Consider the following 25,819-nt stretch of genomic DNA (forward strand, 5'->3'; position numbering starts at 1 on the left):
TCCAGCGTGCTTCAACAACTCTCAGTGGAGGGCAATGGGTCCTGCTTTCGCCAGGACGACGTGCTGGTGAATTTAGCCGCCCGCGTCCATATCCCCCGCCTCGCGCTGGCCGCTGAGCCAGAGCGCCAGCAGGGTCCAGAACGCGCCCGAGAGCAGGTAGGCGCCCGAAGCGATGACGCCGAGATTGGTCGCGAGCAGAAGTGCGGCGAGCGGGGCGAAACCGGCGCCGAACAGCCAGGCCATGTCCGAGGTCAGCGCCGAGGCCGTGTAGCGATACGCCTGCTTGAAGTTCGAGGCGATCGCGCCCGAGGACTGGCCGAACGAGAGACCGAGCAGGATGAAGCCGACCACCATGTAGATGGTCTCGCCGAACGCGCCGGCATCGAGCAGTTGCGGAGCAAAACCGCTATAGATCGCGATCGCGATCGCCGATCCCATCAGCAGCGACTTGCGGCCGACGCGGTCGGCGATGATGCCTGACAGCACGATCGCAGCGACGCCGAACACGGCGGCAACGATCTCGATGATCAAGAAGCGCACCGGGCTTTCGCGGGTGAACAGGAATACCCAGGACAGCGGAAACACCGTGACCATGTGGAACAGCGCGAAGCTCGCCAGTGGCGCAAACGCGCCGAGCATGATGTTGTGGCCTTCGCGGGCGACGGTATCGGAGATGCGCGAGGGCTGCAATTCGCGGGTCTCGAACAGCGAGGCATATTCCTCCGTCGTCACCATGCGCAGACGCGCGAACAGCGCCACGACGTTGATGGCGAAGGCGACGAAGAACGGATAGCGCCAGCCCCAATCGAAGAAATCTTCAGCCGAGAGGTTGCCGGCGAAATAAGCGAACAGCGCGCTCGCCACGATCAGCCCGAGCGGGGCGCCGAGCTGCGGCACCATCGCGTACCAGCCGCGCTTCGAGGGCGGCGCGTTCAGCGCGAGCAGCGAGGCGAGACCGTCCCAGGCGCCGCCCCAGGCCAGACCCTGCGCGAGGCGCGCCAGCGCCAGCAGCCAGATCGCAGAGGCACCGATGTCGTGATAGCCGGGCAGGAACGCGATCGCGACCGTGGCGGTGCCGAGCAGGAACAGCGCGGCGACCAGCTTGGCCGTCTTGCCGTATTCCCGGTCGACCGTCATGAAAATGACGGTGCCGAGCGGGCGCGCGATGAAGGCCAGCGCGAAGATCGTGAAGGAATAAAGCGTGCCGGTCAGTTCGCTCGCGAACGGAAACACCAAGCGCGGGAACACGATCACCGAGGCGATCGCGTAGACGAAGAAGTCGAAGAATTCCGAGGTGCGGCCGATGATGACGCCGATGGCGATCTCTCCGGCACTGGCCTGGTCGTGGCCATGCTCGCCCGAGTGGAGGTCTGCCATTGCGGGGGTCTGTGCCGTCGCCATGCGTGCGCCCTTAACGTCCTGAAAACCAATGCCGACCGCCCGGCAGGGGCCCGGCAATCTCGTCTTGTCTGGCGCAACATTCCGCACTGCAACATTGGACAAATTGTCCAATGTCCGGATTGCTGCGCCGCAGCTACCCCTTGGCCCCGCAACGGAAACTCATTCTCAAAGGCTCAGCCCGTGTCTCGTCTCAAGATCCTGGCGCTACTACCCTTGGCAGTGGCGCTCAGCGGCTGCAACTACGTCGTGCTGGCGCCGGCCGGCGACGTCGCAGCGCAACAGCGCGACCTCGTCATCATCTCCACCGTCCTGATGCTCCTGATCGTCGTGCCGGTGATGGCGCTGACGGTGCTGTTCGCCTGGCGTTACCGTCAGTCCAATGCGTCGGCCCGCTACGAGCCGGATTGGGACCACTCGACCAGCCTCGAGCTCGTGATCTGGTCGGCGCCGCTTTTGATCATCGTCTGCCTGGGCGCGCTGACCTGGATGGGCACCCATCTGCTCGACCCCTACCGCAACATCGGCCGCATCAATGCGGAGCGTGCGGTGGACCAGTCCCAGGCTCCGCTCGAAGTCGAGGTCGTCGCGCTCGACTGGAAGTGGCTCTTTATCTACCCTGACTACGGCATCGCCACCGTCAACGAGCTCGCCGCGCCGGTCGATCGCCCAATCTATTTCCATATCACCGCGTCTTCGGTGATGAACTCGTTCTACATCCCCGCACTCGCCGGCCAGATCTATGCGATGCCGGGCATGGAGACGTCGCTCCACGCCGTGATCAACCACGCTGGCATCTACAAGGGCTTCTCGGCGAACTATAGCGGCGCCGGCTTCTCCGGCATGCACTTCGCCTTCCACGGCCTTGACGACAAGGGTTTTGACGCCTGGATCGCCAGCGCCAAATCCGCCGGCGGCTCGCTCGGCCGCGCCGAATATCTCCAGCTTGAAAAGCCAAGCCAGAACGAGCCGGTGCGCCGCTACGGCACCATCGATTCCGATCTTTACCGCCTGATCCTCAACATGTGCGTCGAGACCGGCAAGATGTGCCAGAGCGAGATGATGGCGATCGACGCCAAGGGCGGTCTTGGCCATGAGGGCCTGAACAACACGCTGCCGCTCGCCTACGACAAGTATGCCCGCCGCGGCACGGCGCTTGGGCCGGAGCCGACCTTCGTGGCCGGCACCTGCACGCCGGATGCGCCGCAGGGCAAGACCACCGCTTCCATCGCGGCGCCCGTCGACACCTCGCCACTGCTCGGCGCCGGCCTGAAGCGGCCGACCTTCACGCCGCTCAAGTCTTCGTCCTTCTTCCTCGGACAACGTCCGAAGTCAGACTCCTAAAGAGAGCTCGCATGTCTCCTGATCTTCTCAAGCTCATCTTCGGCCGTCTCGGCATCGATTCGCTGCCACTGCACGAGCCGATCCTCGTCGGTACCTTCGTGATGGTCGCACTCGGCGGCATCACGCTGTTCGCCGGCGTGACCTATTTCCGCCTCTGGGGCTATCTGTGGCGCGAGTGGTTCACCACTGTCGACCACAAGCGCATCGGCATCATGTACATGATCCTCGGCATCGTGATGTTGCTGCGCGGCTTCGCAGACGCACTGATGATGCGCGCGCAACAGGCGCTCGCATTCGGTGGCTCCGAGGGTTTCCTGCCCTCCCATCACTACGACCAGGTCTTCACCGCCCACGGCGTGATCATGATCTTCTTCGTGGCGATGCCGCTGGTCACGGGCCTGATGAACTACGTCGTGCCGCTCCAGATCGGCGCGCGCGACGTGTCGTTCCCATTCCTGAACAATTTCAGCTTCTGGATGACGGTCGGCGGCGCGGTGCTGGTGATGGCCTCGCTGTTCATCGGCGAATTCGCCCGCACCGGCTGGCTGGCTTACCCGCCGCTGTCGAACATCGGCTACAGTCCTGATGTCGGCGTCGACTATTACATCTGGGCGCTGCAGGTCGCCGGCGTCGGAACGACCTTATCCGGCATCAACCTGATTTGTACCATCGTCAAGCTGCGGTGCCCTGGCATGACCATGATGAAGATGCCGGTTTTCACCTGGACCTCGCTCTGCACCAACATCCTGATCGTCGCTTCCTTCCCCGTCCTGACCGTGGTGCTCGCGCTGCTCTCGCTCGACCGCTACGTCGGCACCAATTTCTTCACGAACGATTTCGGCGGCAGCCCGATGATGTACGTGAACCTGATCTGGATCTGGGGCCATCCCGAGGTCTACATCCTGGTTCTTCCCGCCTTCGGCATCTTCTCGGAAGTGACCTCGACCTTCTCCGGCAAGCGGCTGTTCGGCTACACCTCGATGGTCTACGCCACGGTGGTCATCACCATCCTGTCCTACCTGGTCTGGCTGCACCATTTCTTCACGATGGGTTCGGGCGCCAGCGTCAACTCGTTCTTCGGCATCACCACGATGATCATATCGATCCCGACGGGCGCGAAGATGTTCAACTGGCTGTTCACGATGTATCGCGGCCGTATCCGCTTCGAGCTGCCGATGATGTGGACCATTGCGTTCATGCTGACCTTCGTGCTCGGCGGCATGACCGGCGTGCTGCTCGCGGTGCCACCGGCCGACTTCGTGCTGCACAACAGCCTGTTCCTGATCGCGCATTTCCACAACGTGATCATCGGCGGCGTGGTGTTCGGCGCGTTCGCCGGCATCAACTACTGGTTCCCGAAGGCGTTTGGCTTCAAGCTCGATCCATTCTGGGGCAAGCTGTCGTTCTGGTTCTGGGTTTCGGGCTTCTACCTCGCCTTCATGCCGCTCTACGTGCTCGGCCTGATGGGCGTGACCCGCCGCCTGCGCGTGTTTGACGATCCCAGCTTGCAGATCTGGTTCATCATCGCAGCGATTGGCGCAGTCTTCGTCTTCATCGGCATCATGTGCATGCTGATGCAGTTCGCGGTCAGCTTCCTCAAGCGCGAGCAGCTCAAGGACGTCACCGGCGATCCCTGGGACGCGCGCACGCTGGAATGGGCGACCTCCTCGCCGCCACCGGACTACAACTTCGCCTTCACCCCCGTCGTTCACGACAATGACGCGTGGTGGGACATGAAGAAGCGCGGCTACCTGCGCCCGCTCACCGGGTTCAAGCCGATCCACATGCCGCGCAACACCGGCACCGGCATCATCCTCGCCGGCTTCGCCACCGCGATGGGATTTGGCCTGATCTGGTACATCTGGTGGCTGGCGGCTGCGAGCTTCATCGCGATGCTCGTCGTCGGTATCGGCCACACCTTCAACTATCACCGCGACTTCGACATCCCGGCCAACAAAGTGGTCGAGACCGAGGAAGCGCGTACTCAACTGCTCGCCGGAGCCAAGTAAATGACGGTCGCTGTCAATCCTTCGCAAACCGGCGAGCCGCTCTTCTACCTCGCTGACGAACACCCGCATCCGGAAGGCTACAGCACCTCGCTCGGCTTCTGGATCTATCTGATGAGCGACTGTCTCATCTTCGCGATGCTGTTCGCCACCTTCGGCGTGCTCGGCGCCAACTACGCCGCCGGGCCCGCGCCGAAGGACCTGTTCGACCTGGACCTGGTCGCAGTGAACACCTCGATGCTGCTGCTGTCGTCGATCACATATGGTTTTGCGATGCTGACGATGCAGCAGAACAAGATCGGCCAGACCCAGATGTGGCTCGCGATCACCGGTCTGTTCGGCGCCGCCTTCATCGGCATCGAGCTCACCGAGTTCGCCCACATGATCCATGAAGGCGCCACGCCGCAGCGCAGCGCCTTCCTGTCCGCCTTCTTCACCCTGGTCGGCACCCACGGCCTGCACGTCACCTGCGGCCTGATCTGGCTGGTGACCCTGATGACGCAGGTCTGGCGTTTCGGCCTGATCGAGGCCAACCGCCGTCGCCTGATGTGCCTGTCGATGTTCTGGCACTTCCTCGACGTGGTCTGGATCGGCGTCTTCACCTTCGTCTATCTCCTGGGAGTTCTGCGATGAACACCGACACCCACACCGCGGCAGCCGACCATCATCACGACGACCATTCGCACGGCTCGCTCTCGACCTATCTCCTCGGCTTCGTGCTCTCGGTGGTGCTCACCGCGATTCCGTTCTGGCTGGTGATGGGCGGCGCGCTGCCGAGCAAGCAGATCACCGCGCTCGTGATCATGGCGTTCGCGGTCGTGCAGATCGTCGTGCACATGATCTACTTCCTGCACATGAACACCAAGTCCGAGAACGGCTGGAGCATGATGGCGCTGATCTTCACCATCGTCATGGTGGTGATCGCGCTGTCCGGTTCGCTGTGGGTGATGAACCACCTCAACAGCAACATGATGCCGATTCACAAGATGACCGGGATGAATTGAGCGAGACCGGGATCGTGACAGGAAAGGCAATCAGGACGCGTGGCAAAGCCGCGCGCCCGTCCTTGTGGCTCACGGTCCTCTCGGTCACGACCTTCGTAGTTCTGATCGCGCTGGGCGTCTGGCAGGTCGAACGCCGCGCCTGGAAGCTGGCGCTGATCGACCGGGTCGAGCAGCGCGTCCATGCCGCGGCCCAGCCGATCCCCTCGCCCGCATCGTGGCCCACGATCTCCGCCGCGAATGACGAGTACAGGCACGTCACCGTCTCCGGTCGCTTCCTGCACGACCGCGAGACGCTGGTTCAGGCTGTCACCGAGGAAGGCCCCGGCTATTGGGTGCTGACGCCGCTTCAGCGCGGCGACGGCACGCTGGTCCTGGTCAACCGCGGCTTCGTGCCGTCCGAGCGGCGCGACGCATCGACGCGTCAGGACGGCAATCCGGACGGCCAGGTCGAGATCACCGGCCTGTTACGCGTGACGGAGCCGAAGGGCGGTTTCCTCAGGAACAACGTTCCCCAACACAACCGTTGGTACTCGCGGGATGTCGCCGCGATTGCGGCGGCACGCGGCCTGCACGACATCGCGCCCTTCTTCATCGATGCCGACGCCGGATCACAATCCGGCAGCGGCCCAATCGGCGGATTGACCGTGGTCCGCTTTCCCAATAACCACCTGATCTACGCGCTGACGTGGTTTGCCCTGGCTTTCATGCTGGCCGGTAAGCTTTTCGTCACATTCTGGGGCGGGCTGTTCCGCCGCAAGCGCTTCGTCCATGAACCGGCTGGCGATGCAGCCGCCCGCAGGACGGGATCAGATGCTGGAACGATCGTCGAACCGACCTGACGACGGGAACACCTTCGGTGAGCTGGCCGTCACGCTGCAATCGCAGGCGGACGCGCGCAGCGAGCTGATCGGCGCCGCCCCCACAGACGACGAGACCAACCGCAAGAACATGGCGCTGCTGATCCAGCTGCGCTGGACCGCCGTGGTCGGCCAGATCGTGACCATTGGCGGCGTGCATTTCTGGCTCGGCATTCCCCTGCCGCTGACGCGCATGGGTGCGGTGATCGGCGCGCTGGTCTTCCTCAACGTCTCCAGCCTGGTCTGGGTGCGCCATCGCGCCGCGATCACCAACAATGAGTTGCTGGTCGCGCTGATGCTGGATGTCGCAGCTCTGACCGCGCAGCTCTACCTCAGCGGCGGCGCTACCAATCCCTTCACCTCGCTGTTCCTGCTTCAGGTGACGCTCGGTGCGGTGCTGCTCAATGCCCGTTCGACTTGGTCGCTGGTGGCGCTGACCTGCGCGAGTTTTGTGTGGCTGACGATCGCCTACCGGCCGCTCGACCTGCCGCCGAATCCGCTGAGCGAAACCTATACGCTCACCGTCACCGGCATGCTGCTCGGCTTTGTCCTCAACGCCGTGCTGCTGGTGGTGTTCGTCACCCGCATCAACAGGAACCTGCGCGAGCGCGACGCCCATCTGGCGGCGCTGCGTCAGCATGCGGCCGAGCAGGATCACATCGTCCGCATGGGCCTCTTGGCCTCCGGCGCAGCGCATGAGCTCGGCACGCCGCTGGCCTCGCTCTCCGTCATTCTCAGCGACTGGCGCCGCATGCCGGATCTCGCCGCCGATCAGGAGCTCGCCGAGGATCTGTCGGAGATGGAAACCTCGCTTCAGCGCTGCAAGACCATCGTGACGGGCATCCTGGTGTCGGCGGGCGAAGCGCGCGGCGAGGGATCGTCGCCGACGACGGTGACGGCCTTCGTCACCGCGCTGGTCGAGGAATGGCGCAACGCGCGCTCGGCGCGGACGCTCTATTTCGTCAACACCTTCGGCGAGGACGTCGCCATCGTTTCGGACGTCGCGCTGAAGCAGGTGATCTTCAACGTGCTCGACAACGCCTATGAGGTCTCGCGCGACTGGGTCGAGCTTCTGGCTGAGCGCGAGGGCGACAATCTCGTGCTGTCGATCAGCGACCGCGGCCCGGGCTTCGCGCCGGAAATGCTGGCGCAGCTCGGAAAGCCCTACCAGTCGAGCAAGGGCCGCGCCGGCGGCGGCCTCGGCCTGTTCCTGGTGGTGAACGTGGTACGCAAGCTCGGCGGCGCAGTGACCGCCGAGAACCACAGGAAGCGCGGCGCCACCGTTCGCCTCACGCTGCCGCTCTCCACGCTTGCGATCGGAGGCAGCTTTGACGCCTGACCGTTCGCTCATCGTCGTCGAGGACGATTCGGGCTTCGCGCGCACGCTGAAACGCTCATTCGAGCGCCGCGGCTACGAGGTCGTGCTGGCGGCCTCGATCGAAGAAGTCCGGAAAGTCCTGGAGGAGCGATCCTTCGGCTATGCCGTGGTCGATCTCAAGCTCGGCGGCGCCTCCGGCCTCGCCTGCGTCGAGCTGCTGCACACACATGATCCGGAAATGCTGATCGTGGTGCTGACAGGCTTTGCCAGCATCTCGACCGCCGTCGAAGCCATCAAGCTGGGCGCCTGCCACTATCTGGCAAAACCGTCGAACACCGACGACATCGAGGCCGCCTTCAACAAGGCCGAAGGCAACGCCGAAGTCGCACTGGACGTGCGGCCGACATCGATCAAGACGCTGGAGTGGGAGCGCATCCACCAGACGCTGATCGAGACGGATTTTAATATATCGGAGGCGGCGAGAAGGTTGGGGATGCACCGGCGCACGCTGGCCAGGAAGCTCGAGAAGCGGCCTGTGAAGTAAAGCGACACGAAGCGCCAACAAAAAAGCCCGGCCAAACGGCCGGGCTTTTGATCTGTTGCGATCGACGCGACGAGACGCTTACGCGGCCTCGTCGGCGACCGTGGTGTCGTCGCCATCGGTCTCGTCGGTCTCACCCTCGGCATCCGCCTCGCCCTCAGCGGCTTCCGCCTTGGCGTTGCGGCGCGGGCTCTTGGCGAGCTGAGCCTCGATCTCCTTGACCGCTTCGGTCTCGGTCGAGTGCTGCACCACCGCGATCTCGCGGGAGAGACGATCGAGCGCCGCTTCATAGAGCTGGCGTTCGCTGTACGATTGCTCGGGCTGCGACTCGGAGCGATAGAGGTCGCGCACGACTTCCGCGATCGCGACGATATCACCCGAGTTGATCTTCGCTTCGTATTCCTGGGCGCGGCGCGACCACATGGTGCGCTTGACGCGGGCGCGGCCCTTGAGCGTCTCGAGCGCCTTCTTGACCAGCGCCGGCTCGGACAGCTTGCGCATGCCGACATTGGCGACCTTCGCGGTCGGAACGCGCAGCGTCATCTTGTCCTTGATGAAGTTGATGACGAACAGCTCGAGCTTCGCACCGGCGATCTCCTGCTCCTCGATGGCCAGGATCTGGCCGACGCCGTGAGCGGGATAAACGACGAATTCATTGGCCTTGAAGCCCTGGCGCTGGGTCACGACCTTCTTTTCCTCGACCTTCGGCGCAGCAGCCGCGGGCTTCACGGCCGGCTTGGCAGCAGCAACGGAGGCCTTGGCAGGGGTGGCGGCAACGGGCGCCTTCGGAGCAACAGGCTTGGCAGCGGGAGCCTTGACCGAAGCAGGCTTGGCAGCAGCAGGCTTGGAAACGGTCGCTTTCGCGGCCGGTTTGGCAGTCTTGTTAGGCATTGCGCTTCTTTTGTTCTTGGAGGACTTTGCAGCCGGAGCCTTCGTCGCGGCACGGCCCTTGGATGCGCTACGGCTGGCCGTGGCGACTTTCTTGGCCTCCTTATGGGAAGCCCTCGCAGAAGTACTCTTTTTACGCGTTTTCTGTGACACAGCCTGCGCGCGGAAACTGCCACGCCCCTGTTCGACATTTGGTTTCACGGGAACCCAACGGGGCCAACTGGGCTGACGGGGGTTCAGCTTAATGTGCTCAATATAGCACATTTCCCGCAAAAATCAATGATTTAGGGGTCTTGAGGGCTGGTTTTCGGCACTGACGAAGGTATTAGGGTTAAGTTTGCGCCGGAATTTAGTCTCCGGAGCCGGGGTTCGGAGAAAAATATTTCTCGAACTTGCCTTCCATCCCGTCGAATTCCTTGGCGTCGGCGGGTGATTCTTTCTTCTGGGTGATGTTCGGCCAGCTCTTGGCGTAGTCGGCGTTGACCTGGAGCCACTTTTCCAGGCCCGGTTCCGTGTCCGGCTTGATGGCGTCGGCGGGGCATTCCGGCTCGCACACGCCGCAGTCGATGCACTCGTCAGGATGGATGACGAGCATGTTGTCGCCCTCGTAGAAACAGTCGACCGGGCAGACCTCGACGCAGTCGGTGTACTTGCACTTGATGCACGCTTCAGTGACGACGTAAGTCATCGAACGCTCCGAAAAGCTCTTTTAAAAGTCGCGGCTTGCGTAGCGCGGATGGCCCGGCGCTGCAAGGTCGGGAACGGCTGATCATGACTGCTTTCCGCGTTTGAGCAGCCAAGAAATGAATACAAAGCGCAATTAATTGCGCTTCACACCATCGGGCTCTTCGTAGAGCACGCGTGCCGAGGCCGCATCGCCGCGGCGCTCGTTGAAGGCTACGACTTTCAGCACGCGCACGGTGCGATCGAGTGCGACCGTCAACACATCGCCGATCTTGATCGCATGCCCCGGCGATTTCTCACGAACGCCGTTGACGCGGACATGGCCGGACTCGACGAGCTCAGCCGCGGAGGTGCGCGCCTTCACCACCCGCGCATGCCACAGCCATTTGTCGAGGCGCTGCCGCTCGGTCGTGGGTTACTCCTTGCGACCGGCCAGTTGCTCTTTCAGCGCGGCGAGTTTTGCGAACGGCGAGTTCGGATCGACCGGACGATCGCGCTCGCGCGGGTTCGCGCTCGAAGCGTAGGGGCGCAGTGACGGACCGCCCTGACGATCGCGACCCTTGTCGCGGTCGCGGCCACGATTATCGCGGCCCTTGTCGCGATCACCGCCGAACTTGCCCTTGTTGCGATCGCGATCCTTGTTGTCGCGATCCTTGCCTTCGAAGCGGCGGTTCTTGTCGTCGCGTCCCTCGGGACGCGGCGCGCCTTCGGCGCCACCTTCGCGCGGCTTGCGGAAATCTCTGCCGCCATCTCTGCCAGAATCTCGGCGATGACCGCCGCCATGACGATGGCGCTCGCCGCGCTTCTCGCCGTCGGCGGCCTGCGCCGCCTCGCCTTCCGCGGGCGCGGCACCCACCTCAGCGCCCGCCTGTGGGCGCGGCTGGTTGTGATGACGCTGGTGGCGATGGCGCTCGTGGCGCGGCTTGCGGTCCTCGTGACGGCCGCCGGGACGCCAGACTTCAATAAGCTCAGGCTCGGCGGGCGTGGCCGCAGCCTCTGCAGGCGCGGCGGCATCGGGTGATGCAGCGGCTTCCGTGGCCGCGGTCTCGGCGGGAGCGGCCTCAGCAACCTCGGTGGGGGCAGAGGCTTCTTCCGCCGGCGGCGCGATGCCGGGAGCATCTTCCGGCGTGACGGGCGCCTCAGCCAATGCTTCGAGCGCCGGCTCATCGTGCGCGGGCTCGTCGTGCTGCTCCATGCCGGGCGCGTCTTCGACGGTGACCGGCTCGGCGGCGGCTTCAATCGCGGACTCCACCGGCGCAACATCTACCGGCACTTCGGTCGCAGTCGCTTCGGTCGGAGCCTCCGTACCGGCCTCAGTGGCCGGCGTCTCCACAGCGGCTGCTTCCGCGACCACCGGCTTCACCGGCAGCGGCGGACGTTTCTCCATGCGATAGCCGAGCGCGCGCAGCACCGAGGCGAAGTCCTCGCCGGCGGAGCCGGTGAGCGAGGTCATCGCCTGCGTCACGATGAAGCCGCGGCCGTCGAATGCACCGGCGGGCTTTTCGCCGGGCGCGTTGTCGCGCCAGGCCAGCGCCGGGCGGATCAGATCGGCAAGACGCTCCAGAATGTCGACGCGCACGGCCCGCTCGCCGGCCTGCTTGTAGCCGAGCACGCGATAGGCATCGCGCGGCAGCTGCTTGTCGACCGGGAACGAGGTGCGGCCCGAGCTTGCCAGATGCTGCGCGCCGGACAGTGCCGAGAGATCGACATTGTCCTGCTTCAGCGCCCAGAGAAGTGCGGCCAGCGCACGCGCGGCAGGCTTCAAAATGCCGGGGAAATAGATGTGATAGGCGCCGAAGCGGACGCCGTATTTGCGTAAGGTCGCGCGCGAGGGCTGGTCGAGATCCTTCAGCTCGTTGGCAATCTTCGGCCGCTCCAGCACACCAAGCGCCTCGACCAGCTGATAGGCGATGCCGCGGGCTATGCCGGTGACGTCCTCGGCCTTGCTGAGCTCGAACATCGGCCCGAGCAGCTTTTCGATATGCGTCTTGAGCCAGAGGTCGAGCCGCGCCTGCACCTTTTCGCGCGGGGCGCCGGTCAGGCGCTCGTCGGAGATGATGCGGATGCGCGGATGCAGCGCCTCCTCAGCGGCGGTCAGTCGCGCCACTGCGTCGCCGGTCCAGCGGATGGTGCCGTCCGAGGTCAGCACGAACTGCTCGTCCGGCGCGTTGCCCAGCCTTTCGGCACGCGTGTTGATCTCGCCGGCGAGCACCGCTTGCGCGGCAGCCTGCAAGGCTTTCGCATCGGAGCCGGCTTCCGCCGCATCCGGTGCAAAGGTGAAGCCATCGAGGCGGCCGATGACATGGCCTTCGACGATGACTTCGCCGGTCTTGCCGATTTCCGTATTCAAGCTCGTGTTCTCCCGCAGGCGGCGCATCAATACACTGGTCCGGCGATCAACGAAACGCTCAGTCAAGCGTTCATGGAGCGCATCCGATAATTTATTTTCGACCTCCCGCGCGATCCCCTGCCAGTGTTCGGGGTCGGCGAGCCAATCCGGCCGGTTGGCGACGAAGGTCCAGGTGCGGACCTGCGCGATCCGGCCCGACAACGTGTCGATGTCGCCGTCGACGCGGTTGGCCTGGTCGATCTGGGTCGCGATCCATGCATCGGGAATGCGGCCCTTCTGCATCAGGAAGCCGTACAGCGTGGTGACGAGCTCGGCATGGGCGGCCGGCGACAGTTTGCGGTAATCGGGGACCTGGCAGGCCTCCCACAGCCGTTCCACGGCCACCTTGCCATGTGCGGTATCGCGCACCTCGGCGTCGCGGGCGGCGTGGTCGAGCACGCGCATGTCCTCGGCGATCAGGGCGCGCGTCAGCGCCTCATGGCCGGGGGCCAGGTTCAGGGACACCTGGAGCGCACCGAGCGAGGAGAAATCCAGCTTCGAATTGCGCCATTGCAACATCTTCACGCTGTCGAAAGTGTGGTTCTGGAGCGCGTTGACGAGCTCGGGCTCGAACGGCGCGCAGCGGCCGGTGGTCCCGAATGTCCCGTTCCGCGTGGCGCGGCCGGCGCGGCCGGCGATCTGGGCGAATTCGGACGGCGTCAGGCGGCGGAACTGGTAGCCGTCGAACTTGCGGTCGGAGGCAAAGGCGACGTGGTCGACGTCGAGATTGAGGCCCATGCCGACGGCGTCGGTGGCGACGAGATAGTCGACGTCGCCGTTCTGGAACATCGACACCTGCGCATTGCGCGTGCGCGGGCTGAGCGATCCGAGCACGACGGCGGCGCCGCCATGCTGGCGGCGGATCAACTCGGCGATGGCGTAGACCTCGTCGGCCGAGAACGCCACGATCGCGGTGCGCCGCGGCTGGCGCGTGATCTTGCGGTCGCCGGCGAATTCGAGCTGCGACAGCCGCGGCCGCGTGATCATGGAGACGCCGGGGAGCAGCCGCTCGATGATCGGCCGCATGGTCGCAGCGCCCAACAGCAGCGTCTCGTCGCGGCCACGGCGGTTGAGGATGCGGTCGGTGAAGACGTGGCCGCGTTCCAGATCAGAGGCGATCTGGACCTCGTCGACGGCGAGGAAGGAGACATCGAGGTCGCGCGGCATCGCTTCGACCGTCGAGACCCAGTAGCGCGGCGATTTCGGCTTGATCTTCTCCTCGCCCGTGATCAACGCGACGGCCTCGGGGCCGACGCGCGCGGCGATCTTGTTGTAGACCTCGCGCGCGAGCAGCCGCAGCGGCAGCCCGATCACGCCGGACGAATGCGCGAGCATCCGTTCGATGGCGAGATGGGTCTTGCCGGTGTTGGTCGGCCCGAGCACCGCGGTGACGCCAGCGCCGGGCGCGCGCTCGGAAGCGAAGGGGGAGGGAGAAAAGGCCATTCTGAATGATTAGGTAGTGGCGATTGGGGCGAATGTCAGTGCTGTTTGGGGCGTGTCAGGGGCTTGCGCCGGATCCGTCATCCTGAAGTGCGAGCCGCGCGGCGCGGCGCGCCGGGCGGAAAGCCTCGAAGGATGAGCGGCCGAGCTGCGGTCTCTGGCGGCGCCTGCTGGGCCCGTCGCCCTTCGAGGGCCGCTGAAGGAGCGGCCACCTCAGGGTGACGGGACGCGACACCGAATGTGAGGGAGCGGCTTACCCAATTCCCGCGCAACTGTCTCACTTTGCGACGCTTTTCCCGCATGCTGTTAAGCTTCGGAACGAGTCTAGAACGAATCGCGGCCGAATCGCTGACTCCCCTGAGAGTCCTGTTACGTTCACGCAACATGTCGCGGCACTCTCTCTTTCGTCGCACTAGATGGAGTTTTGGCCTGCCGCACAAGCGACGATTTGATGACGCGTTCCTTAAAGCTGGGGACGGCGCGGAGTCGAATCAGAATCGGGGAAGAGTCAAATGGATTCACGGTCGGGGCGCGCCAAAGCAAAAATGTCGAAAACAACCCCATGCACAGTAGAAACGATTGGGCGGTCGTTGGCGAGGTGACGACGGCTAGCGCGTTGAACTGGCGCGCTTTCTTACCCTCCCCTGGAGGGGGAGGGTGGCGCGCTACTGCGTCTTCGCAACCCGCGGCGGCTGGGCGGTGGTGATGAAGCTGGTTGCTTCCAGCATCGCCGGGCCCAGGGGCGTCGGTACTTTGAGCCGGAACGGGACTAGGACCCGCGTGCCGGCCACCGGGGCGAACGCGATCTCGATGTTGCGCTGGGCGGCGAGGTATTTGATCACGGGGCGGTCGGGGATGTAGCCGGCGACCGGCACGAAATACAGCGAGCAGACCACGACCGGGCCGTGATAGCCCTTCTCCGCCTTCACATTCTCCATGCGCTTGAAATCGAGCTTGAGGTCATAGCGCATGCGGCCGTCGAACACCGGCGCGGCGCTGCGGCAGGCTTCCGGCGACACCGGATCGCCGGTGCCGGGCACGCGCAGCAGCGAGGCCGTCATCGGATCCCAGACGCCGCGGCGATGCGCGTCGGTGACGATGATGCGGTCGGCATCGACCGGCGGCTCCGGGATGATGCCGAACTCCTTCACATTGCCCTTGTCGAGGGTGATGTGGATCTCTTCGGTCTTCTTCGAGGTGGTGGTGGAGGCCTGGTAGGCGGTCGCAACCAGCGCGCCGTTGACGACGCGCCCCTGGCTGGCGCCGGTGCCGGACCCGTTGGCGATCGATTTCAGCAGGCCCGAGGTGCCGCCCGAGGCCGCGGCCGAGAACACGTCCTCCTGGATGTCGATGTTCCAGGCGCCCTTGCCGACGGGAATGCCGGCCAGCGTGGCCTCATACTGCGCCTCGAGCTTGCCTTGCGCCGCCGCAGGCTTCGCCCCCCACGCCAAAGCGAGCCCGCAAAGGGCCGCCAGAGCCAGCCGGCCAGCGGAATGCAGCCGGGGCAGATGAGGGGTGAGGGTATGCACGAAGCCTTCCAATGGGGACGTCAGGCCCTGTTAGTTAAGCCAAAACGCGCGGCAAACAATGTGTCCGAGTGTGAAAGCCACCGGAACTCGACGGACTCTTCGGGTGCGAATACGCCCTTTATGTGATGGTAAGGCGTTTTAAACATTGCCGTTTTGGTGATTGGAGTGTGACTCTTTCCCCGGGCTCGAACACCTCTCCCATAGGGAGAGGTCGCGCCGGGGGCGCGGGTGAGGGGCTCAAGTCCCACGATGGCGCAAAGCCCCTCACCCGGCACTACGCGCCGATCTCTCCCTATGGGAGAGGTGGGACACCGCCCGGCCCTCCAAATCCCCGCTCAAAACCTTGACGTCCCGCCGCTTCCCCCCTATACGTCCGCCGCTCCCTGCAAGGACAGAGAATTTGCCCCCGTGGCGCCCCGAATGGCGGCCGCAACTCGTTGGGGGACAGGATAAGGATTTGTGACATGTCTCGCCGCTGCGAACTGACGGCCAAGGGCCCCCTCGTCGGCCACAAGGTCAGCCACTCCAACATCAAGACCAAGCGCCGCTTCCTGCCGAACCTGGTCAACGTGACCTTCATCAGCGAAGCCTTGGGGCGCAACGTGCGCCTGCGCGTCTCCACCAACGCGGTCAAGAGTGTCGACCACAATGGCGGCCTCGACCCCTATCTGCTCAAGGCCAAGGCCGACGCCCTGTCGCCGCGCGCCCTCGAGCTGAAGCGCGCGATCCAGAAGAAGGTCGGCGAGACCGCACCGGTGAAGCAGGCGAGCTAAGCGAATTTTCGAATTGGGCGGGGGCTAAGTTGCGTCGGGTGGCGTAGGCTTAGCCAAGTAGAGTTTTGTGTAGCGGCCGGATCGAAAGATCCGGCCGTTTTTGTTTGCGGTGGAGAGCTAAGCTGCGACGATAGGCCTGTAATGGGGCATTTGCCGGCAACTCAAGCAATCTTTTCGCTTGGCAACGGCAGCAATAAAGGGCGTCTCTGGTCGGAACGGCGTCAAGAAAACTTGTTGCTCCTGAGCAGTGATAATCTCTCCCGCGGCTCGGCGCGCAACGTAAGCCGCACTTAGAAGGCCGGCCCAGAATGAGACGCACGCCGTAGTGCGTATCGGACCTTCCACGATATCGTTCCTGTTGTGCAAACACTCTGCACAGCCCAATCCCACAGAATGAAACGATGCCATCGCCGACCAATGTGTCGTTGCGCCAACGACAAGCAACTCCGGATTGGCTCGCTGCACAACCCAACGCGTAGGAATGTCGTCTACGCCAATAACAACCGTTCGAGCCAATGGAGCAGAATTCACAGCGAAATCGAGATCGTAACGCTGAACCACCGACTCGAAGCGTAGGCGGTCGGGCATTAGGTCTGAGAGGTCTTGCGACTTTGAGGCTCCGCAGCGCGTTCGCAAGAGAAACATGTTGCGGTTGAGATTCGTATGATCGGAGAAATCTGGCTCGATGATCTTTCCTACGCCTCTAACCTCCGGGATTCGTGCCAGGCAGTAGAGGGTCGAATTTGCAATCGCGCCCCCACTCACGAAATCAAGCTGCCCCAAGTCGGTGCAGCGCGGGCTATCGACGGGGGCCAGTCGAAATTCGCGTTCGGTTGTCGGAGCAAACAGAAGCGCGGTGCTTTCCGGATTCAGAGCCCGAGGCAGCAACTCCATCATCGCGAGCTTGAACGCCTCCCCAGCGGCAAGGCCGCCGGCCACTAGCCCTCCAAATGGCCACAGTACTTCATGCCAGCGGATGGATTGATCTTCCGGTAAGAGTAACCCCGCCCAGGCATCCGCGTTCACGCGTAACTTGCGTCTCGCGTCGACATCAAGGCGGGTGCTGCCGAAAGCTATCGCGAGATCGACCTCGCGTTCCGGTTCTCCGACTTTGAATTCAATACCAGGAAGAATATCTTTTCCGACTTTGACGAGTTCGTCGACGATCGTACCGGGCTGGAGTGGCGGTTGCGGGTAGAGTATCTGCACACCGGGCGCTACCAGATAGATCTCGTGGCCCGATCGAGCCATCAGCAAAGCGGCTGTGATAAGCGCCGTCTGAGCAGAATGCGAGGCCAGATTCGTTGCGTCAGCGATGAGCGCCACGGATGTGCTCGTCAACGCGGCCAGCAATATGTCGTCTTCGACCGCATCACCAAATTCGTCTCGCATGAGCAGCAACGTGCGGTCGAGACAGTGCGCGAGGGTAGTCATGTCAGCACAAGCCTCTCCGGAACTCGTACTTGTCTCCAGCTTCCGTCGGCTTGGATCTCCGTCAAAAACGTGTTTGCGAAGCCCACCGGACCGAGTGCGAAATTGGGAATGACAAGGGAGAGAAACCCGCTTGTATGGATCAGAGGAAACGCGTCATCGGTTGCGGAGTGAAAGGCCTCGCGTGGATGAGTGTGAACCTGCACGCGAACGCCTAACCCTTCTCTGGCAAGGTCCAGCCAGAATTGGTTGAGCCAAGCGTCATCAAGAACAAAGCCTCCGAAGTGAGCTTTGTGGCTTGGATGAACTACCTCAGTGATGATGCTCGGCGCTTTCCACGGGCTAACCCAGAGAGCCTGACATTCGCGCCTACCGCGACCGCACGTCCGAAAGTGCGCGAATGTCTCTTCTAAGATGCGAGACGGCAGACGATATGTCTCGCCCATTACCCACCTCTGACAGTACTCGGGCGCATCAACAAGACGTCGCCAGGCTTGACGTCTGCTGCCCCAACCGTCTGACCGTCGTTCAACTCAACTCCCGCCTGTGTGAACAAGCCGAGAAGATGAGCGTTGTTGATCGGCCCGAACTTTTGCCGCGCCTCTTCGAGCAACTGCTGGACCAGCTGTTGGTCCCGGACTTCGAACTCCTTCGTCAAGCCGTTATAGAGGACCGTCACTTTGAAGGGATGACCGGGCTTCGGCGCCTCGGAGGACGCCGCTTCGATGACATTTTCCATTTGATGTTCCTTTCGGGTTGTTGACCGAGATCCGCGAATATGGGACCAGCGGTTCACAAGTAAGACACTCGATTCTGGGTCGCATGTCAACCGCTGTCTTACTTGTAATCCAGAGGAGGAGCTAACCGCATGGAAATTCTGGAAAACCTGGGGCGCCGGGTAAAAGAAAAAAGGGGCGCGCAGGGTATCCGAGCAGCTGCCAAAGAAATTGGCTTAAGCCACGCTACTCTCTCGCGCGTTGAGCGCGGATTTCTTCCCGATCTCGAAAATTATAAGAAGATCTGCAAATGGCTCGGGTTAGATCTCGAAGTCCAATCTCAGCCCAAAAAGAAATCTCAGGCCGCCGGAGTCGCCCAGGTCCACTTTCGAAAGAAGCCCACATCGTCTCCGGACACGGCCCAGGCTCTTGCTGAGCTAATCTTGGCTGCCCAAAGAGCTTTACTATCTGAAGGTAGGCAGGACACCTAACGTGACGCTCTTACGCCGGGGATTTAAAACGTGGTGCGAAAATGCCTCTCGTGGCTACCGTCGCGAGCTTGGGCTTGAGCCATTCGACCGCCTAGATCCCCGGCTTCTTGCCTCAAAACTGGACGTAAAAATCTGGACTCCCAGCGATGTACCAGGTCTGCCACGATCGGCCCTGCGTCAGCTGACAAAGACGGATCCTTCAGGATGGTCGGCCGTCACGATCTGCGTCGAAGATAAATCGCTCATCATTGTCAATGATCAGGACTCTGAGGAGAGGCAGAATAACAGCCTCGCTCACGAGATCTCGCACCTCGTGCTTGAACACAAAGCTGCACAAGTCTTCGTCTCTCCGGCCGGCCAGATGTTGCTGAGTGAATACGATCGAGTGCAGGAGGAGGAGGCGAACTGCCTTTCGGGCACTCTTCTAGTCCCGAGAGAGGCGTTGCTGCACTTTCTCACACTTGAGTATGATCACGCGCGCATTGCCAGGCATTTTGCGGTCAGCAGAGACGTCCTTCTCATGAGGTTCAATCTCACCGGCGTTGGGAAGCAACTCGCAAGCCGAAAGCGATCCTCAAGTATGTGAGTCGCCCTGAGTTGCCGGAAGCGACGCTTGATGAAATCCCCTACCCCCCGAAAATCAATGCTCCGCAGCACGGTCCCCGGCGGGGTGCCTTCGAACTCCGTCGCCTGATATTTGCGTCCCGCGCAGGCCTCGATGCGCTCGCGCAGGCGGGCGAACTGGGCTTCGCGCTCGGCGGGTCTGGCGCGGGGGCCCGGCGCCAGCGCCGCGCGCGCGTTAACGGTCCATTAACCAACGCAGCCTAGCCTCAAGTCATCGCCCAGTCATCATCAGCCCGAAATGCCTTCCCGGTTCGCTCCAGGAGAAGCGTCGATGTCCGTTGCGTTGCTGACCTATGCCGATCTCAGTGCCCGCCTCAATATCTCTCGCGAGGCCGCTCGTGCGCTTGCCAGACGACGCCGTTTGCCGCGCTCGCGGTCGGATGATGGCAAAGCCCTGGTGAGCGTTGATTTCTCCGAACTCCGGTACATGCCCCGCCCACGAATTGGCCGCCACGCAGACCACGTCGCCGCGTCCATGGCGAAGATCGAGGCATTCAAGGCGGAGGTCGCGCGGCTCGAAGCAGTCGCAACCGCCTACAGGGCAGTTTTCGAGCGCGAGCGCGAGCGCGCCGATCGCCTGGCCGTCGAGCTGCTGGAGGCGGCTGCCGAGACGATGGCAGCCAATGCGGGGGCGGCACGACTGGAAGACGAAGTAGCGGCGCTGCGGACCGGTCGCCGGGCTCGCGGCGCGATCGCGGGACAAGCCGCGCGTCGATTGGGACATCTGGCCGCTTCCATCGTGGACGCAGACCGCGCGGCTTGCAGGTAGCACGCGAACCTTTCTCCATCCCGGCCTGCCGGAGCAACCGCGAGGAAAGAATGACTGGCATGACCGATATTCACGAGATGAAGGCGCGCATTGTCGTGTTCGGGGTCGGCGGCGCCGGCGGCAATGCCGTCAACAACATGATCACGGCCGGGCTGCAAGGGGTCGACTTCGTCGTCGCCAATACCGACGCGCAGGCGCTTGCCATGTCGAAGGCGACGTGCCTCATCCAGCTGGGCGCAAATGTGACGGCAGGCCTTGGCGCCGGCTCGCAGCCCGAATTGGGACGCGCCGCAGCCGAGGAGGCAATCGATGCGATCCGCGATCGTTTGACCGGCGCGCACATGGTGTTCGTGACTGCCGGCATGGGCGGCGGTACCGGCACCGGGGCTGCACCCATCATCGCCAGGACTGCGCGCGAGCTCGGCATCCTCACGATCGGCGTGGTCACCAAGCCATTCTACTTCGAGGGCCAGCGCCGCATGCGCTTTGCCGAAGCCGGCATCGAGGAATTGCTGAAGACAGTCGACACCCTGCTGATCATCCCGAACCAGAACCTGTTCCGGGTGGCCAGCGCGAAGACCACGTTCGCCGATGCCTTTGCCCTTGCCGATCAGGTGCTTTATTCGGGTGTGGCCTGCATCAGCGATCTCATCGTCAAGGAAGGCCTGATCAATCTCGATTTTGCCGACGTTCTCTCCGTGATGCGAGAGAAGGGCAAGGCCATGATGGGAAGGGGCGAAGCCTCCGGCGAGAAACGCGTGCTCGCCGCCGCCGTGGCTGCAATCTCCAATCCATTGATCGAGAATCCCTCGATCAAGCGCGCCAGCGGCCTCATCATCTCCATCACCGGCGGCCGTGATCTCATGCTGTTCGAGGTCGACGAAGCTGCGACCCGCATTCGCGACGAGGCCGACCCGGACGCCAACATCATCGTCGGCGCGTCCTTTGATGAGAGCCTTGAAGGTATCGTCCGCGTCTCAGTGGTGGCGACCGGAATCGATAATGTTGACCCGGCGCAGCAGACGCAACCGGCGGAAAGCCCACTCACGCAGCTCGCCGGCAGGCTGCGCAACGACAGCCGCCGCATTGCCGATCGCATCGAGCGCGGTGCACCCCTTCCGCAAGTGGAGAGCCCGCCGCTCCCCCCGGAGGCCCGCCACCCCGCGGGGCAACCGGCAAGGCCAGATCCGGAATATGCGCGGCGCGCGGCTCCCCAGCCGCACGATCCTTACGGCCGCTCCTCTGCACGCAATGCGACCGACGAAGACCTTCTCGATATCCCGGCCTTCCTGCGCCGCGCGGCCAACTGATCCGGTCGCAAGCACCAGCACATGGGCCACCAGCACATGGACCGCTGCGACGCGGCTCCAAGGCGCGATGAAATGGCGCGATGAAATCAAGTTCGATCTGCTGTCGGAGGTCCACCTCTCCTGTAGGGAGAGGTCGGATCGCATCGAAAGATGCGATCCGGGTGAGGGGTTACGGTCTCACTGAGCGCTGCGGCCCCTCACCCGGATTGCTGCGCAATCCGACCTCTCCCCGCTGGGGAGAGGTGAACCGCGGACAGCCGACCGAACCAAATTTCATCATACTCCAGGAGCCCGCGTGCTCACCGCGCGCCGGTCGGCACGCTGGCGTTGACGAGGAGAATCTCATCGGGGAGTTCCGAACGTCGGACCTGCAGGCGAGCTTCCGAGCTGCGCAGTGCGCCGATCGCTCACGCTGCCGTGCTGCGCGGGTTCTCCGCTGCTTCGGCTTTTTCCGTCTCCTTGTCGCGAGACAGCCATGCCGGGAAACGAAGCAGGCGATCGTTGGTGTCTTTTGGCGGTTCGATGGGCGGTACGATGGACCCCTCATTGGCCGAACTCGGGAGGTCGAGTGCAGCGTGGCCGACTCGCACCGCATCCGCGCGCTGATCCAGTTCGCGCAACAGGGGATCGATGACACTGTCGATTTCGGTCGCCACCGATACCAGAAAACTATTGAGCTCGCGGGCCTCGGGCACAACGGCCGCAGCCTGCTCGATCGCCTTGCAGAGACCATCGACAACAGGTGCAAACGCGCTCCCGGCCTGCTTGATTCGGGTTTTGATCGCTTCGATTTCGCGCAAGGCGCGATCACGCTCCCGCCTGTTTTTCTCTTCCAAAAGGCGGGCTTCGATTTCGGCGATCTGAGCCGTCAGGGTCGCGGCTTCGGATGCAAGAGCATCGCGTCGTCCGCGCGCGCGATCGAGATCGCGACCGAGATTATCCACTAAGTCGTCCTTTCCGAACATTGCTTTGCTCCGTAGGACGGCCGTAACGCGAACCGTCAACCTGGCGACCGAACGAATAGCCGGATCGGCCGAAACAGGCATCAACTTCAGTCGCGTCGCATGGGCCGACATGGTGATCCCCCAATCGTCCCCATTAGGCGACCGCATGGTTAACAAGTGGTTAATTTCAACGCTGATGCGGGATACAATGGACAATGCGCAAAGCTTGCGCAGGCTCGCGGTGCGAACCGTCGCCCCTACCCGCGAAAATCAATGCTCCGCAGCACGATCCCCGGCGGCGTCCCTTCGAACTCGGTCGCCTGATATTTGCGACCGGCGCAGGCTTCGATGCGATCGCGCAGGCGGATGAACTGGGCTTCGCGCTCGTTGGGCCTGGCGCGCGGGCCGCGCTCGAGGTCGTCCATCGCGGAGGTCGAGATCGCGCAGGCGATCTCGTGCGGGCCGTCCTGCATCGAGAACTGGACGATGCCGCGGTCCTGTTCGTGGCCGATAAAGCGGCCGGTGGTGAGTTTCATGGGGTTACTCCTTTACGGCTAGCGTCGTCCTGGCCTGGTACGCAATTGCTGGCCTTCGCCAGGACGACGGCTGTTGTCCGTGGGCGTCGCGCGATGGAGGACACGGCCGGCCGCCTTCAGGTTTCGCCGCTGAGCCTCACGAAATCGTCGAGCAGCGCCGCCACCAGCGCGCGGTGGCGGGTGTCTTCGGTGGGCAGGCTCGCGGCATAGAGGTTGAGCAGGTGGCGCGCCTTCACCGCGGCCTCCGGCCACGACATCGCGGGCACCGTCATCATGCGGTTTTCGAGATCGGCCTCGCGATCGCGCAGCTCCCTGACATGGGCCTCGACCTCGGCCAGCGCGCGGCGCAGATCGGTCGCCTTCTGGGCAGCCATGCCGCGGTGCTTGTCGAGATCGACCGGGACTTCAGTCATGGCCGACGCTCGCATCCTGAGCTTGCGCATCTGCGGCCTGCGCGTCCGCGAGGTCGACCGAGCCGATCGACAGCATCTCCATTGTGCCGCGCGCGCGTTCGGCCGGCACGGTGATCAGCGTGGCGATTCGGCGCCAGCACGCGAACGACAGGCCCTCGATCATCTCCTCGTCGGTGACGACCTCATAGGCGCCCGCGGGCAGCTCGCGCGCGATGCCGCGGATGCAGAACGGATGCCTGAATGTGATGGTTTCGCGTCGCGAGCGGATGGACATGCAGGCCTGCCTTTTGCAAGTGGAGCCCCAACCGACGCCGCTAGTGGCGAGCATGCGCCCATTCCGCCGCAATAGCCAACGCTTTCTGCTGCGGCATCCTGTGCGGATTCCGCTTTAGCGCTCGCAATTGTCGCGCCGCAGGCGCACGCTGGCGCATCGCCTCGCGCGACAATTGCGGCGCGACGGCGGCATGGACGTGCTCGTCCGCACGCCGCGCGGACGGGTGTTGCAAGCGGCCGAACCCAGCGAACTCGAACCACCGGAGGAGAGCGACATGGCCAAGGGACAGCAACGCAGCAATCGCGAGACCAAGAAGCCGAAGAAGGACAAGGCCAAGGCGATCGCCGCGGCACCGAGCCGCAAGGACGCCGCCTGGCAGCCGGATTTCGGTCCGGGGAAGAAGAAGTAGGGCGGCGCCAGGCGCAGGGATCCTTACCCTCCCCTGGAGGGGGAGGGTCGCTACGCGTTGAGCGTAGCGTAATGCGTAGCGGGGTGGGGTGACGGTGCCTCCGCATCGCACGCTGCCCGTGTTGAGAGATCACCCCACCCCGCTCGCGCTGCGCGCGATCGACCCTCCCCCGCAAGGGGAGGGTAAGAACCACCATCGTCTCCTCGCCGTCGCGCTTTTGCGCTATGCTCGCCCGGGTAGCATCACCGGGAGGGGCTTACCGTGGAGCACACCACCGAACCGAAAAACCTCATCATCTGCTGTGACGGCACCGGCAACGAGATCAGCGAGAACATCTCCAACGTCCTCAAGCTCTATCGCTGCCTGCGCAAGGCCGCCAAGACGCATCCGCGGCAGATGGTGTTTTATGATCCCGGCGTCGGCACGGTGACGGAGCCTTCGACGTGGCACCGCTGGAAGGCCAACATCAATCTGGTGCTGGGGCTCGCCACCGGCTACGGGCTCGATGACAACGTGCTCTCGGCCTACTGCTTCCTGGTCGAGCATTACTCAGCCGGAGACAGGATCTATCTGTTCGGCTTCTCGCGCGGCGCCTATACCGTGCGGGTGCTGGCGGGGCTGATCCACAAGGTCGGGCTGATCTCGCCGGAGCAGGCGAACCTCGCCGGCTCGGGCCTCGTCGCCTACAAGCAATATTCCGGCACCGGGCGCGGCAACGACATCGAAGACCTCAGGGATGCCGGCTTCGACGAGGACGGGCCGCTGCCGAAGGACAAGTTCGATCTCGCCGCGCAATTCGCGCGCATCACCTCGTCGCGCTGGCCGACCATCCATTTCATCGGGGTGTGGGACACGGTGGCGAGCGTGATCGTGCCGCGTGCCGACCGGTTCTATTGGCCGAGCCTGGAGGAGCTGGCCTTCACGATCCGGAATCCCAGCGTGCAGATCTTCCGCCAGGCGATCGCGATCGACGAGCGGCGCTGCATGTTCCGCCTCAAGGTGTGGAAAGAGCCGCAGGAGTTCTGGAGCAACCGCTTCGTGCCCGACCACAACAAGGAGCCGCAGGACATTTTGCAGGTGTGGTTCGCCGGCGTGCATTGCGACGTCGGCGGCGGCTATCCGGAAGCCGAGAGCGCGGAATCGAAATATCCGCTGATCTGGATGATCGACGAGGCGGCGAAGGCGGGGCTGAACTTCCACCCGCGCACCGTGAACCAGCTCGCCTGGGGCGTGCAGCGCAAGAACAGCCCGTTCAGCTATGTCGCGCCAGCCTACACCGGCAAGGCGGGCGATCTGCACAATTCGATGACGCTGCCCTGGCGCGTGCTTGAATATTTGCCGAAGAGCGCAAAGTACAAGGAATGGCCGGAGCGAAAAGTGTTTTTGGGCTTCTACATCCCCGATTGCGAACCGCGCCCGATCCCCGACGGCGCCCATGTGCACGAGAGCGTGCTGAAGCGGATGGCGGTTGAGCCGGCCTACCGGCCGGTGAATTTGCCGAAGGATTTTGTCACGGTGCCGATGCCGGTGGCGCCGGGGGTGGAGGTGGGGGAGATTGTGACGGGGTAAGGGGACAGCCCTACGGTGACGGATGAGGCAAACTTGCGCCACATCACCAGCGTCGTCCCGGCCTAGTTGTGGTCTCTCAGGAGGTTGTCCATCTGGTCTGAACCGAGGAAGCTGAGGTTGCGAAGCTTCAGTGTTCCAGGGAGAGACCAGATGAACGTCCAC

General features: G+C 63.5%; 24 protein-coding genes and 3 pseudogenes. 14 read left to right on the top strand and 13 right to left on the bottom strand.

Annotation, left to right across the window (positions count from 1 at the left end; all coding sequences use genetic code 11):
* Positions 1–72: 72 nt before the first annotated feature.
* Complete coding sequence (locus ABIB73_RS20970; RefSeq protein ID WP_354226892.1) at positions 73–1,401, bottom strand: MFS transporter; 1,329 nt, start codon at positions 1,399–1,401, stop codon at positions 73–75.
* Between the two features lie 180 nt (positions 1,402–1,581).
* Here ABIB73_RS20970 and cyoA point away from each other — a divergent pair, with 180 nt between their 5' ends.
* From cyoA to ABIB73_RS21005, 7 genes are read left to right on the top strand one after another with little or no spacing between them, the layout of a single operon-like run.
* The gene (gene cyoA, locus ABIB73_RS20975) at positions 1,582–2,742 is read left to right on the top strand and encodes a ubiquinol oxidase subunit II (RefSeq protein WP_354226894.1); all 1,161 of its coding nucleotides are present in this window, start codon (positions 1,582–1,584) and stop codon (positions 2,740–2,742) included.
* 11 nt (positions 2,743–2,753) lie between these two features.
* Complete coding sequence (gene cyoB / locus ABIB73_RS20980) at positions 2,754–4,751, top strand: cytochrome o ubiquinol oxidase subunit I (protein ID WP_354226895.1); 1,998 nt, start codon at positions 2,754–2,756, stop codon at positions 4,749–4,751.
* Entirely contained in the window at positions 4,752–5,381 is a 630-nt protein-coding gene (cyoC, locus tag ABIB73_RS20985) for a cytochrome o ubiquinol oxidase subunit III (RefSeq protein ID WP_354226897.1), read from the top strand.
* Positions 5,378–5,752 carry a cytochrome o ubiquinol oxidase subunit IV gene (cyoD, locus tag ABIB73_RS20990; RefSeq protein ID WP_354226899.1) on the top strand — a complete coding sequence of 125 codons (375 nt, stop codon included), beginning with the start codon at positions 5,378–5,380 and terminating at the stop codon, positions 5,750–5,752. Before cyoC ends, cyoD begins: the two co-directional genes overlap by 4 nt.
* A complete protein-coding gene (locus tag ABIB73_RS20995; protein WP_354226901.1) occupies positions 5,749–6,591 on the top strand; it encodes an SURF1 family protein in 843 nt (280 codons plus the stop codon). Before cyoD ends, ABIB73_RS20995 begins: the two co-directional genes overlap by 4 nt.
* Positions 6,563–7,948, top strand: a complete 1,386-nt coding sequence (locus tag ABIB73_RS21000; protein WP_354226903.1) for an ATP-binding protein — start codon at positions 6,563–6,565, stop codon at positions 7,946–7,948. Before ABIB73_RS20995 ends, ABIB73_RS21000 begins: the two co-directional genes overlap by 29 nt.
* The gene (locus tag ABIB73_RS21005) at positions 7,938–8,471 is read left to right on the top strand and encodes a response regulator transcription factor (protein ID WP_354226904.1); all 534 of its coding nucleotides are present in this window, start codon (positions 7,938–7,940) and stop codon (positions 8,469–8,471) included. The genes ABIB73_RS21000 and ABIB73_RS21005 overlap by 11 nt, the downstream gene beginning before the upstream one ends.
* Before the next feature lie 78 nt (positions 8,472–8,549).
* On the opposite strand, the gene ABIB73_RS21010 is transcribed toward ABIB73_RS21005, so the two are convergent.
* The 5 genes and pseudogenes from ABIB73_RS21010 to ABIB73_RS21030 form a co-directional block, all read right to left on the bottom strand.
* Complete coding sequence (locus ABIB73_RS21010) at positions 8,550–9,359, bottom strand: CarD family transcriptional regulator (RefSeq protein WP_354226906.1); 810 nt, start codon at positions 9,357–9,359, stop codon at positions 8,550–8,552.
* Positions 9,360–9,705: 346 nt separating this feature from the next.
* Positions 9,706–10,044: a ferredoxin FdxA gene (fdxA, locus tag ABIB73_RS21015; RefSeq protein WP_354226907.1), complete on the bottom strand. Its 339-nt coding sequence runs from the start codon at positions 10,042–10,044 to the stop codon at positions 9,706–9,708.
* Positions 10,045–10,176: 132 nt separating this feature from the next.
* Positions 10,177–10,446: pseudogene (locus ABIB73_RS21020) on the bottom strand (RNA-binding S4 domain-containing protein); the annotation flags it as partial.
* 9 nt (positions 10,447–10,455) lie between these two features.
* Complete coding sequence (locus tag ABIB73_RS21025) at positions 10,456–13,872, bottom strand: helicase-related protein (protein ID WP_354226909.1); 3,417 nt, start codon at positions 13,870–13,872, stop codon at positions 10,456–10,458.
* Positions 13,873–14,534: 662 nt separating this feature from the next.
* Positions 14,535–15,344: a DUF3108 domain-containing protein gene (locus ABIB73_RS21030; protein WP_354226943.1), complete on the bottom strand. Its 810-nt coding sequence runs from the start codon at positions 15,342–15,344 to the stop codon at positions 14,535–14,537.
* Between the two features lie 518 nt (positions 15,345–15,862).
* On the opposite strand from ABIB73_RS21030, the gene rpmB reads away from it, so the two are divergent.
* On the top strand, positions 15,863–16,171 hold the full coding sequence (rpmB, locus tag ABIB73_RS21035) for a 50S ribosomal protein L28 (RefSeq protein WP_354226910.1): 309 nt from the start codon (positions 15,863–15,865) through the stop codon (positions 16,169–16,171).
* 117 nt (positions 16,172–16,288) lie between these two features.
* Here rpmB and ABIB73_RS21040 read toward each other — a convergent pair whose 3' ends face one another.
* Positions 16,289–17,605 (bottom strand): BilD N-terminal domain-containing protein, encoded by a 1,317-nt coding sequence (locus ABIB73_RS21040; RefSeq protein WP_354226912.1) that lies wholly within the window; start codon positions 17,603–17,605, stop codon positions 16,289–16,291.
* Positions 17,606–18,047: 442 nt separating this feature from the next.
* Positions 18,048–18,341, bottom strand: a complete 294-nt coding sequence (locus tag ABIB73_RS21045; protein ID WP_354226913.1) for a hypothetical protein — start codon at positions 18,339–18,341, stop codon at positions 18,048–18,050.
* A gap of 129 nt (positions 18,342–18,470) precedes the next feature.
* Here ABIB73_RS21045 and ABIB73_RS21050 point away from each other — a divergent pair, with 129 nt between their 5' ends.
* Both ABIB73_RS21050 and ABIB73_RS21055 read left to right on the top strand, forming a co-directional pair.
* Complete coding sequence (locus tag ABIB73_RS21050) at positions 18,471–18,809, top strand: helix-turn-helix domain-containing protein (RefSeq protein WP_354226915.1); 339 nt, start codon at positions 18,471–18,473, stop codon at positions 18,807–18,809.
* 1 nt (position 18,810) lies between these two features.
* A complete protein-coding gene (locus ABIB73_RS21055; RefSeq protein WP_354226917.1) occupies positions 18,811–19,395 on the top strand; it encodes an ImmA/IrrE family metallo-endopeptidase in 585 nt (194 codons plus the stop codon).
* A 44-nt stretch (positions 19,396–19,439) separates the two neighbouring features.
* On the opposite strand, the pseudogene ABIB73_RS21060 reads toward ABIB73_RS21055, so the two are convergent.
* Positions 19,440–19,595: pseudogene (locus ABIB73_RS21060) on the bottom strand (DUF1488 family protein); the annotation flags it as partial.
* A 109-nt stretch (positions 19,596–19,704) separates the two neighbouring features.
* Here ABIB73_RS21060 and ABIB73_RS21065 point away from each other — a divergent pair.
* Both ABIB73_RS21065 and ftsZ read left to right on the top strand, forming a co-directional pair.
* Entirely contained in the window at positions 19,705–20,202 is a 498-nt protein-coding gene (locus tag ABIB73_RS21065; protein WP_354226919.1) for a hypothetical protein, read from the top strand.
* A gap of 50 nt (positions 20,203–20,252) precedes the next feature.
* A pseudogene (gene ftsZ / locus ABIB73_RS21070) lies at positions 20,253–21,413 on the top strand (cell division protein FtsZ); the annotation flags it as partial.
* 506 nt (positions 21,414–21,919) lie between these two features.
* Here the strand turns inward: ftsZ and ABIB73_RS21075 are convergent.
* From ABIB73_RS21075 to ABIB73_RS21090, 4 genes are all read right to left on the bottom strand, one after another.
* A complete protein-coding gene (locus ABIB73_RS21075) occupies positions 21,920–22,477 on the bottom strand; it encodes a hypothetical protein (protein WP_354226923.1) in 558 nt (185 codons plus the stop codon).
* 236 nt (positions 22,478–22,713) lie between these two features.
* Positions 22,714–22,992 carry a DUF1488 family protein gene (locus ABIB73_RS21080; protein ID WP_354226924.1) on the bottom strand — a complete coding sequence of 93 codons (279 nt, stop codon included), beginning with the start codon at positions 22,990–22,992 and terminating at the stop codon, positions 22,714–22,716.
* 116 nt (positions 22,993–23,108) lie between these two features.
* The gene (locus ABIB73_RS21085; protein ID WP_354226926.1) at positions 23,109–23,405 is read right to left on the bottom strand and encodes a hypothetical protein; all 297 of its coding nucleotides are present in this window, start codon (positions 23,403–23,405) and stop codon (positions 23,109–23,111) included.
* The gene (locus ABIB73_RS21090) at positions 23,398–23,679 is read right to left on the bottom strand and encodes a hypothetical protein (protein WP_354226928.1); all 282 of its coding nucleotides are present in this window, start codon (positions 23,677–23,679) and stop codon (positions 23,398–23,400) included. The genes ABIB73_RS21085 and ABIB73_RS21090 overlap by 8 nt, the downstream gene beginning before the upstream one ends.
* Before the next feature lie 127 nt (positions 23,680–23,806).
* Between ABIB73_RS21090 and ABIB73_RS21095 the strand changes: the two genes are divergently transcribed.
* Both ABIB73_RS21095 and ABIB73_RS21100 read left to right on the top strand, forming a co-directional pair.
* A complete protein-coding gene (locus ABIB73_RS21095) occupies positions 23,807–24,088 on the top strand; it encodes a hypothetical protein (RefSeq protein WP_354226930.1) in 282 nt (93 codons plus the stop codon).
* Between the two features lie 261 nt (positions 24,089–24,349).
* On the top strand, positions 24,350–25,657 hold the full coding sequence (locus ABIB73_RS21100) for a T6SS phospholipase effector Tle1-like catalytic domain-containing protein (RefSeq protein WP_354226932.1): 1,308 nt from the start codon (positions 24,350–24,352) through the stop codon (positions 25,655–25,657).
* Positions 25,658–25,819 lie beyond the last annotated feature (162 nt).

Origin of the sequence: Bradyrhizobium sp. F1.4.3 (genome assembly GCF_040548375.1) — a bacterium.
In the GTDB taxonomy this organism is placed as follows: Bacteria; Pseudomonadota; Alphaproteobacteria; order Rhizobiales; family Xanthobacteraceae; genus Bradyrhizobium.

Bases quoted from the DNA above. Each gene is read 5' to 3' on its own strand.
- ABIB73_RS20970 (WP_354226892.1), bottom strand. From the start codon at position 1,401: ATGGCGACGGCACAGACCCCCGCAATGGCAGACCTCCACTCGGGCGAG.
- cyoB (WP_354226895.1), top strand. From the start codon at position 2,754: ATGTCTCCTGATCTTCTCAAGCTCATCTTCGGCCGTCTCGGCATCGAT.
- cyoC (WP_354226897.1), top strand. From the start codon at position 4,752: ATGACGGTCGCTGTCAATCCTTCGCAAACCGGCGAGCCGCTCTTCTAC.
- cyoD (WP_354226899.1), top strand. From the start codon at position 5,378: ATGAACACCGACACCCACACCGCGGCAGCCGACCATCATCACGACGAC.
- ABIB73_RS21000 (WP_354226903.1), top strand. From the start codon at position 6,563: ATGCTGGAACGATCGTCGAACCGACCTGACGACGGGAACACCTTCGGT.
- ABIB73_RS21010 (WP_354226906.1), bottom strand. From the start codon at position 9,359: ATGCCTAACAAGACTGCCAAACCGGCCGCGAAAGCGACCGTTTCCAAG.
- fdxA (WP_354226907.1), bottom strand. From the start codon at position 10,044: ATGACTTACGTCGTCACTGAAGCGTGCATCAAGTGCAAGTACACCGAC.
- ABIB73_RS21025 (WP_354226909.1), bottom strand. From the start codon at position 13,872: ATGGCCTTTTCTCCCTCCCCCTTCGCTTCCGAGCGCGCGCCCGGCGCT.
- rpmB (WP_354226910.1), top strand. From the start codon at position 15,863: ATGTCTCGCCGCTGCGAACTGACGGCCAAGGGCCCCCTCGTCGGCCAC.
- ABIB73_RS21040 (WP_354226912.1), bottom strand. From the start codon at position 17,605: ATGACTACCCTCGCGCACTGTCTCGACCGCACGTTGCTGCTCATGCGA.
- ABIB73_RS21045 (WP_354226913.1), bottom strand. From the start codon at position 18,341: ATGGAAAATGTCATCGAAGCGGCGTCCTCCGAGGCGCCGAAGCCCGGT.
- ABIB73_RS21050 (WP_354226915.1), top strand. From the start codon at position 18,471: ATGGAAATTCTGGAAAACCTGGGGCGCCGGGTAAAAGAAAAAAGGGGC.
- ABIB73_RS21065 (WP_354226919.1), top strand. From the start codon at position 19,705: ATGTCCGTTGCGTTGCTGACCTATGCCGATCTCAGTGCCCGCCTCAAT.
- ABIB73_RS21075 (WP_354226923.1), bottom strand. From the start codon at position 22,477: ATGTTCGGAAAGGACGACTTAGTGGATAATCTCGGTCGCGATCTCGAT.
- ABIB73_RS21080 (WP_354226924.1), bottom strand. From the start codon at position 22,992: ATGAAACTCACCACCGGCCGCTTTATCGGCCACGAACAGGACCGCGGC.
- ABIB73_RS21085 (WP_354226926.1), bottom strand. From the start codon at position 23,405: ATGACTGAAGTCCCGGTCGATCTCGACAAGCACCGCGGCATGGCTGCC.
- ABIB73_RS21090 (WP_354226928.1), bottom strand. From the start codon at position 23,679: ATGTCCATCCGCTCGCGACGCGAAACCATCACATTCAGGCATCCGTTC.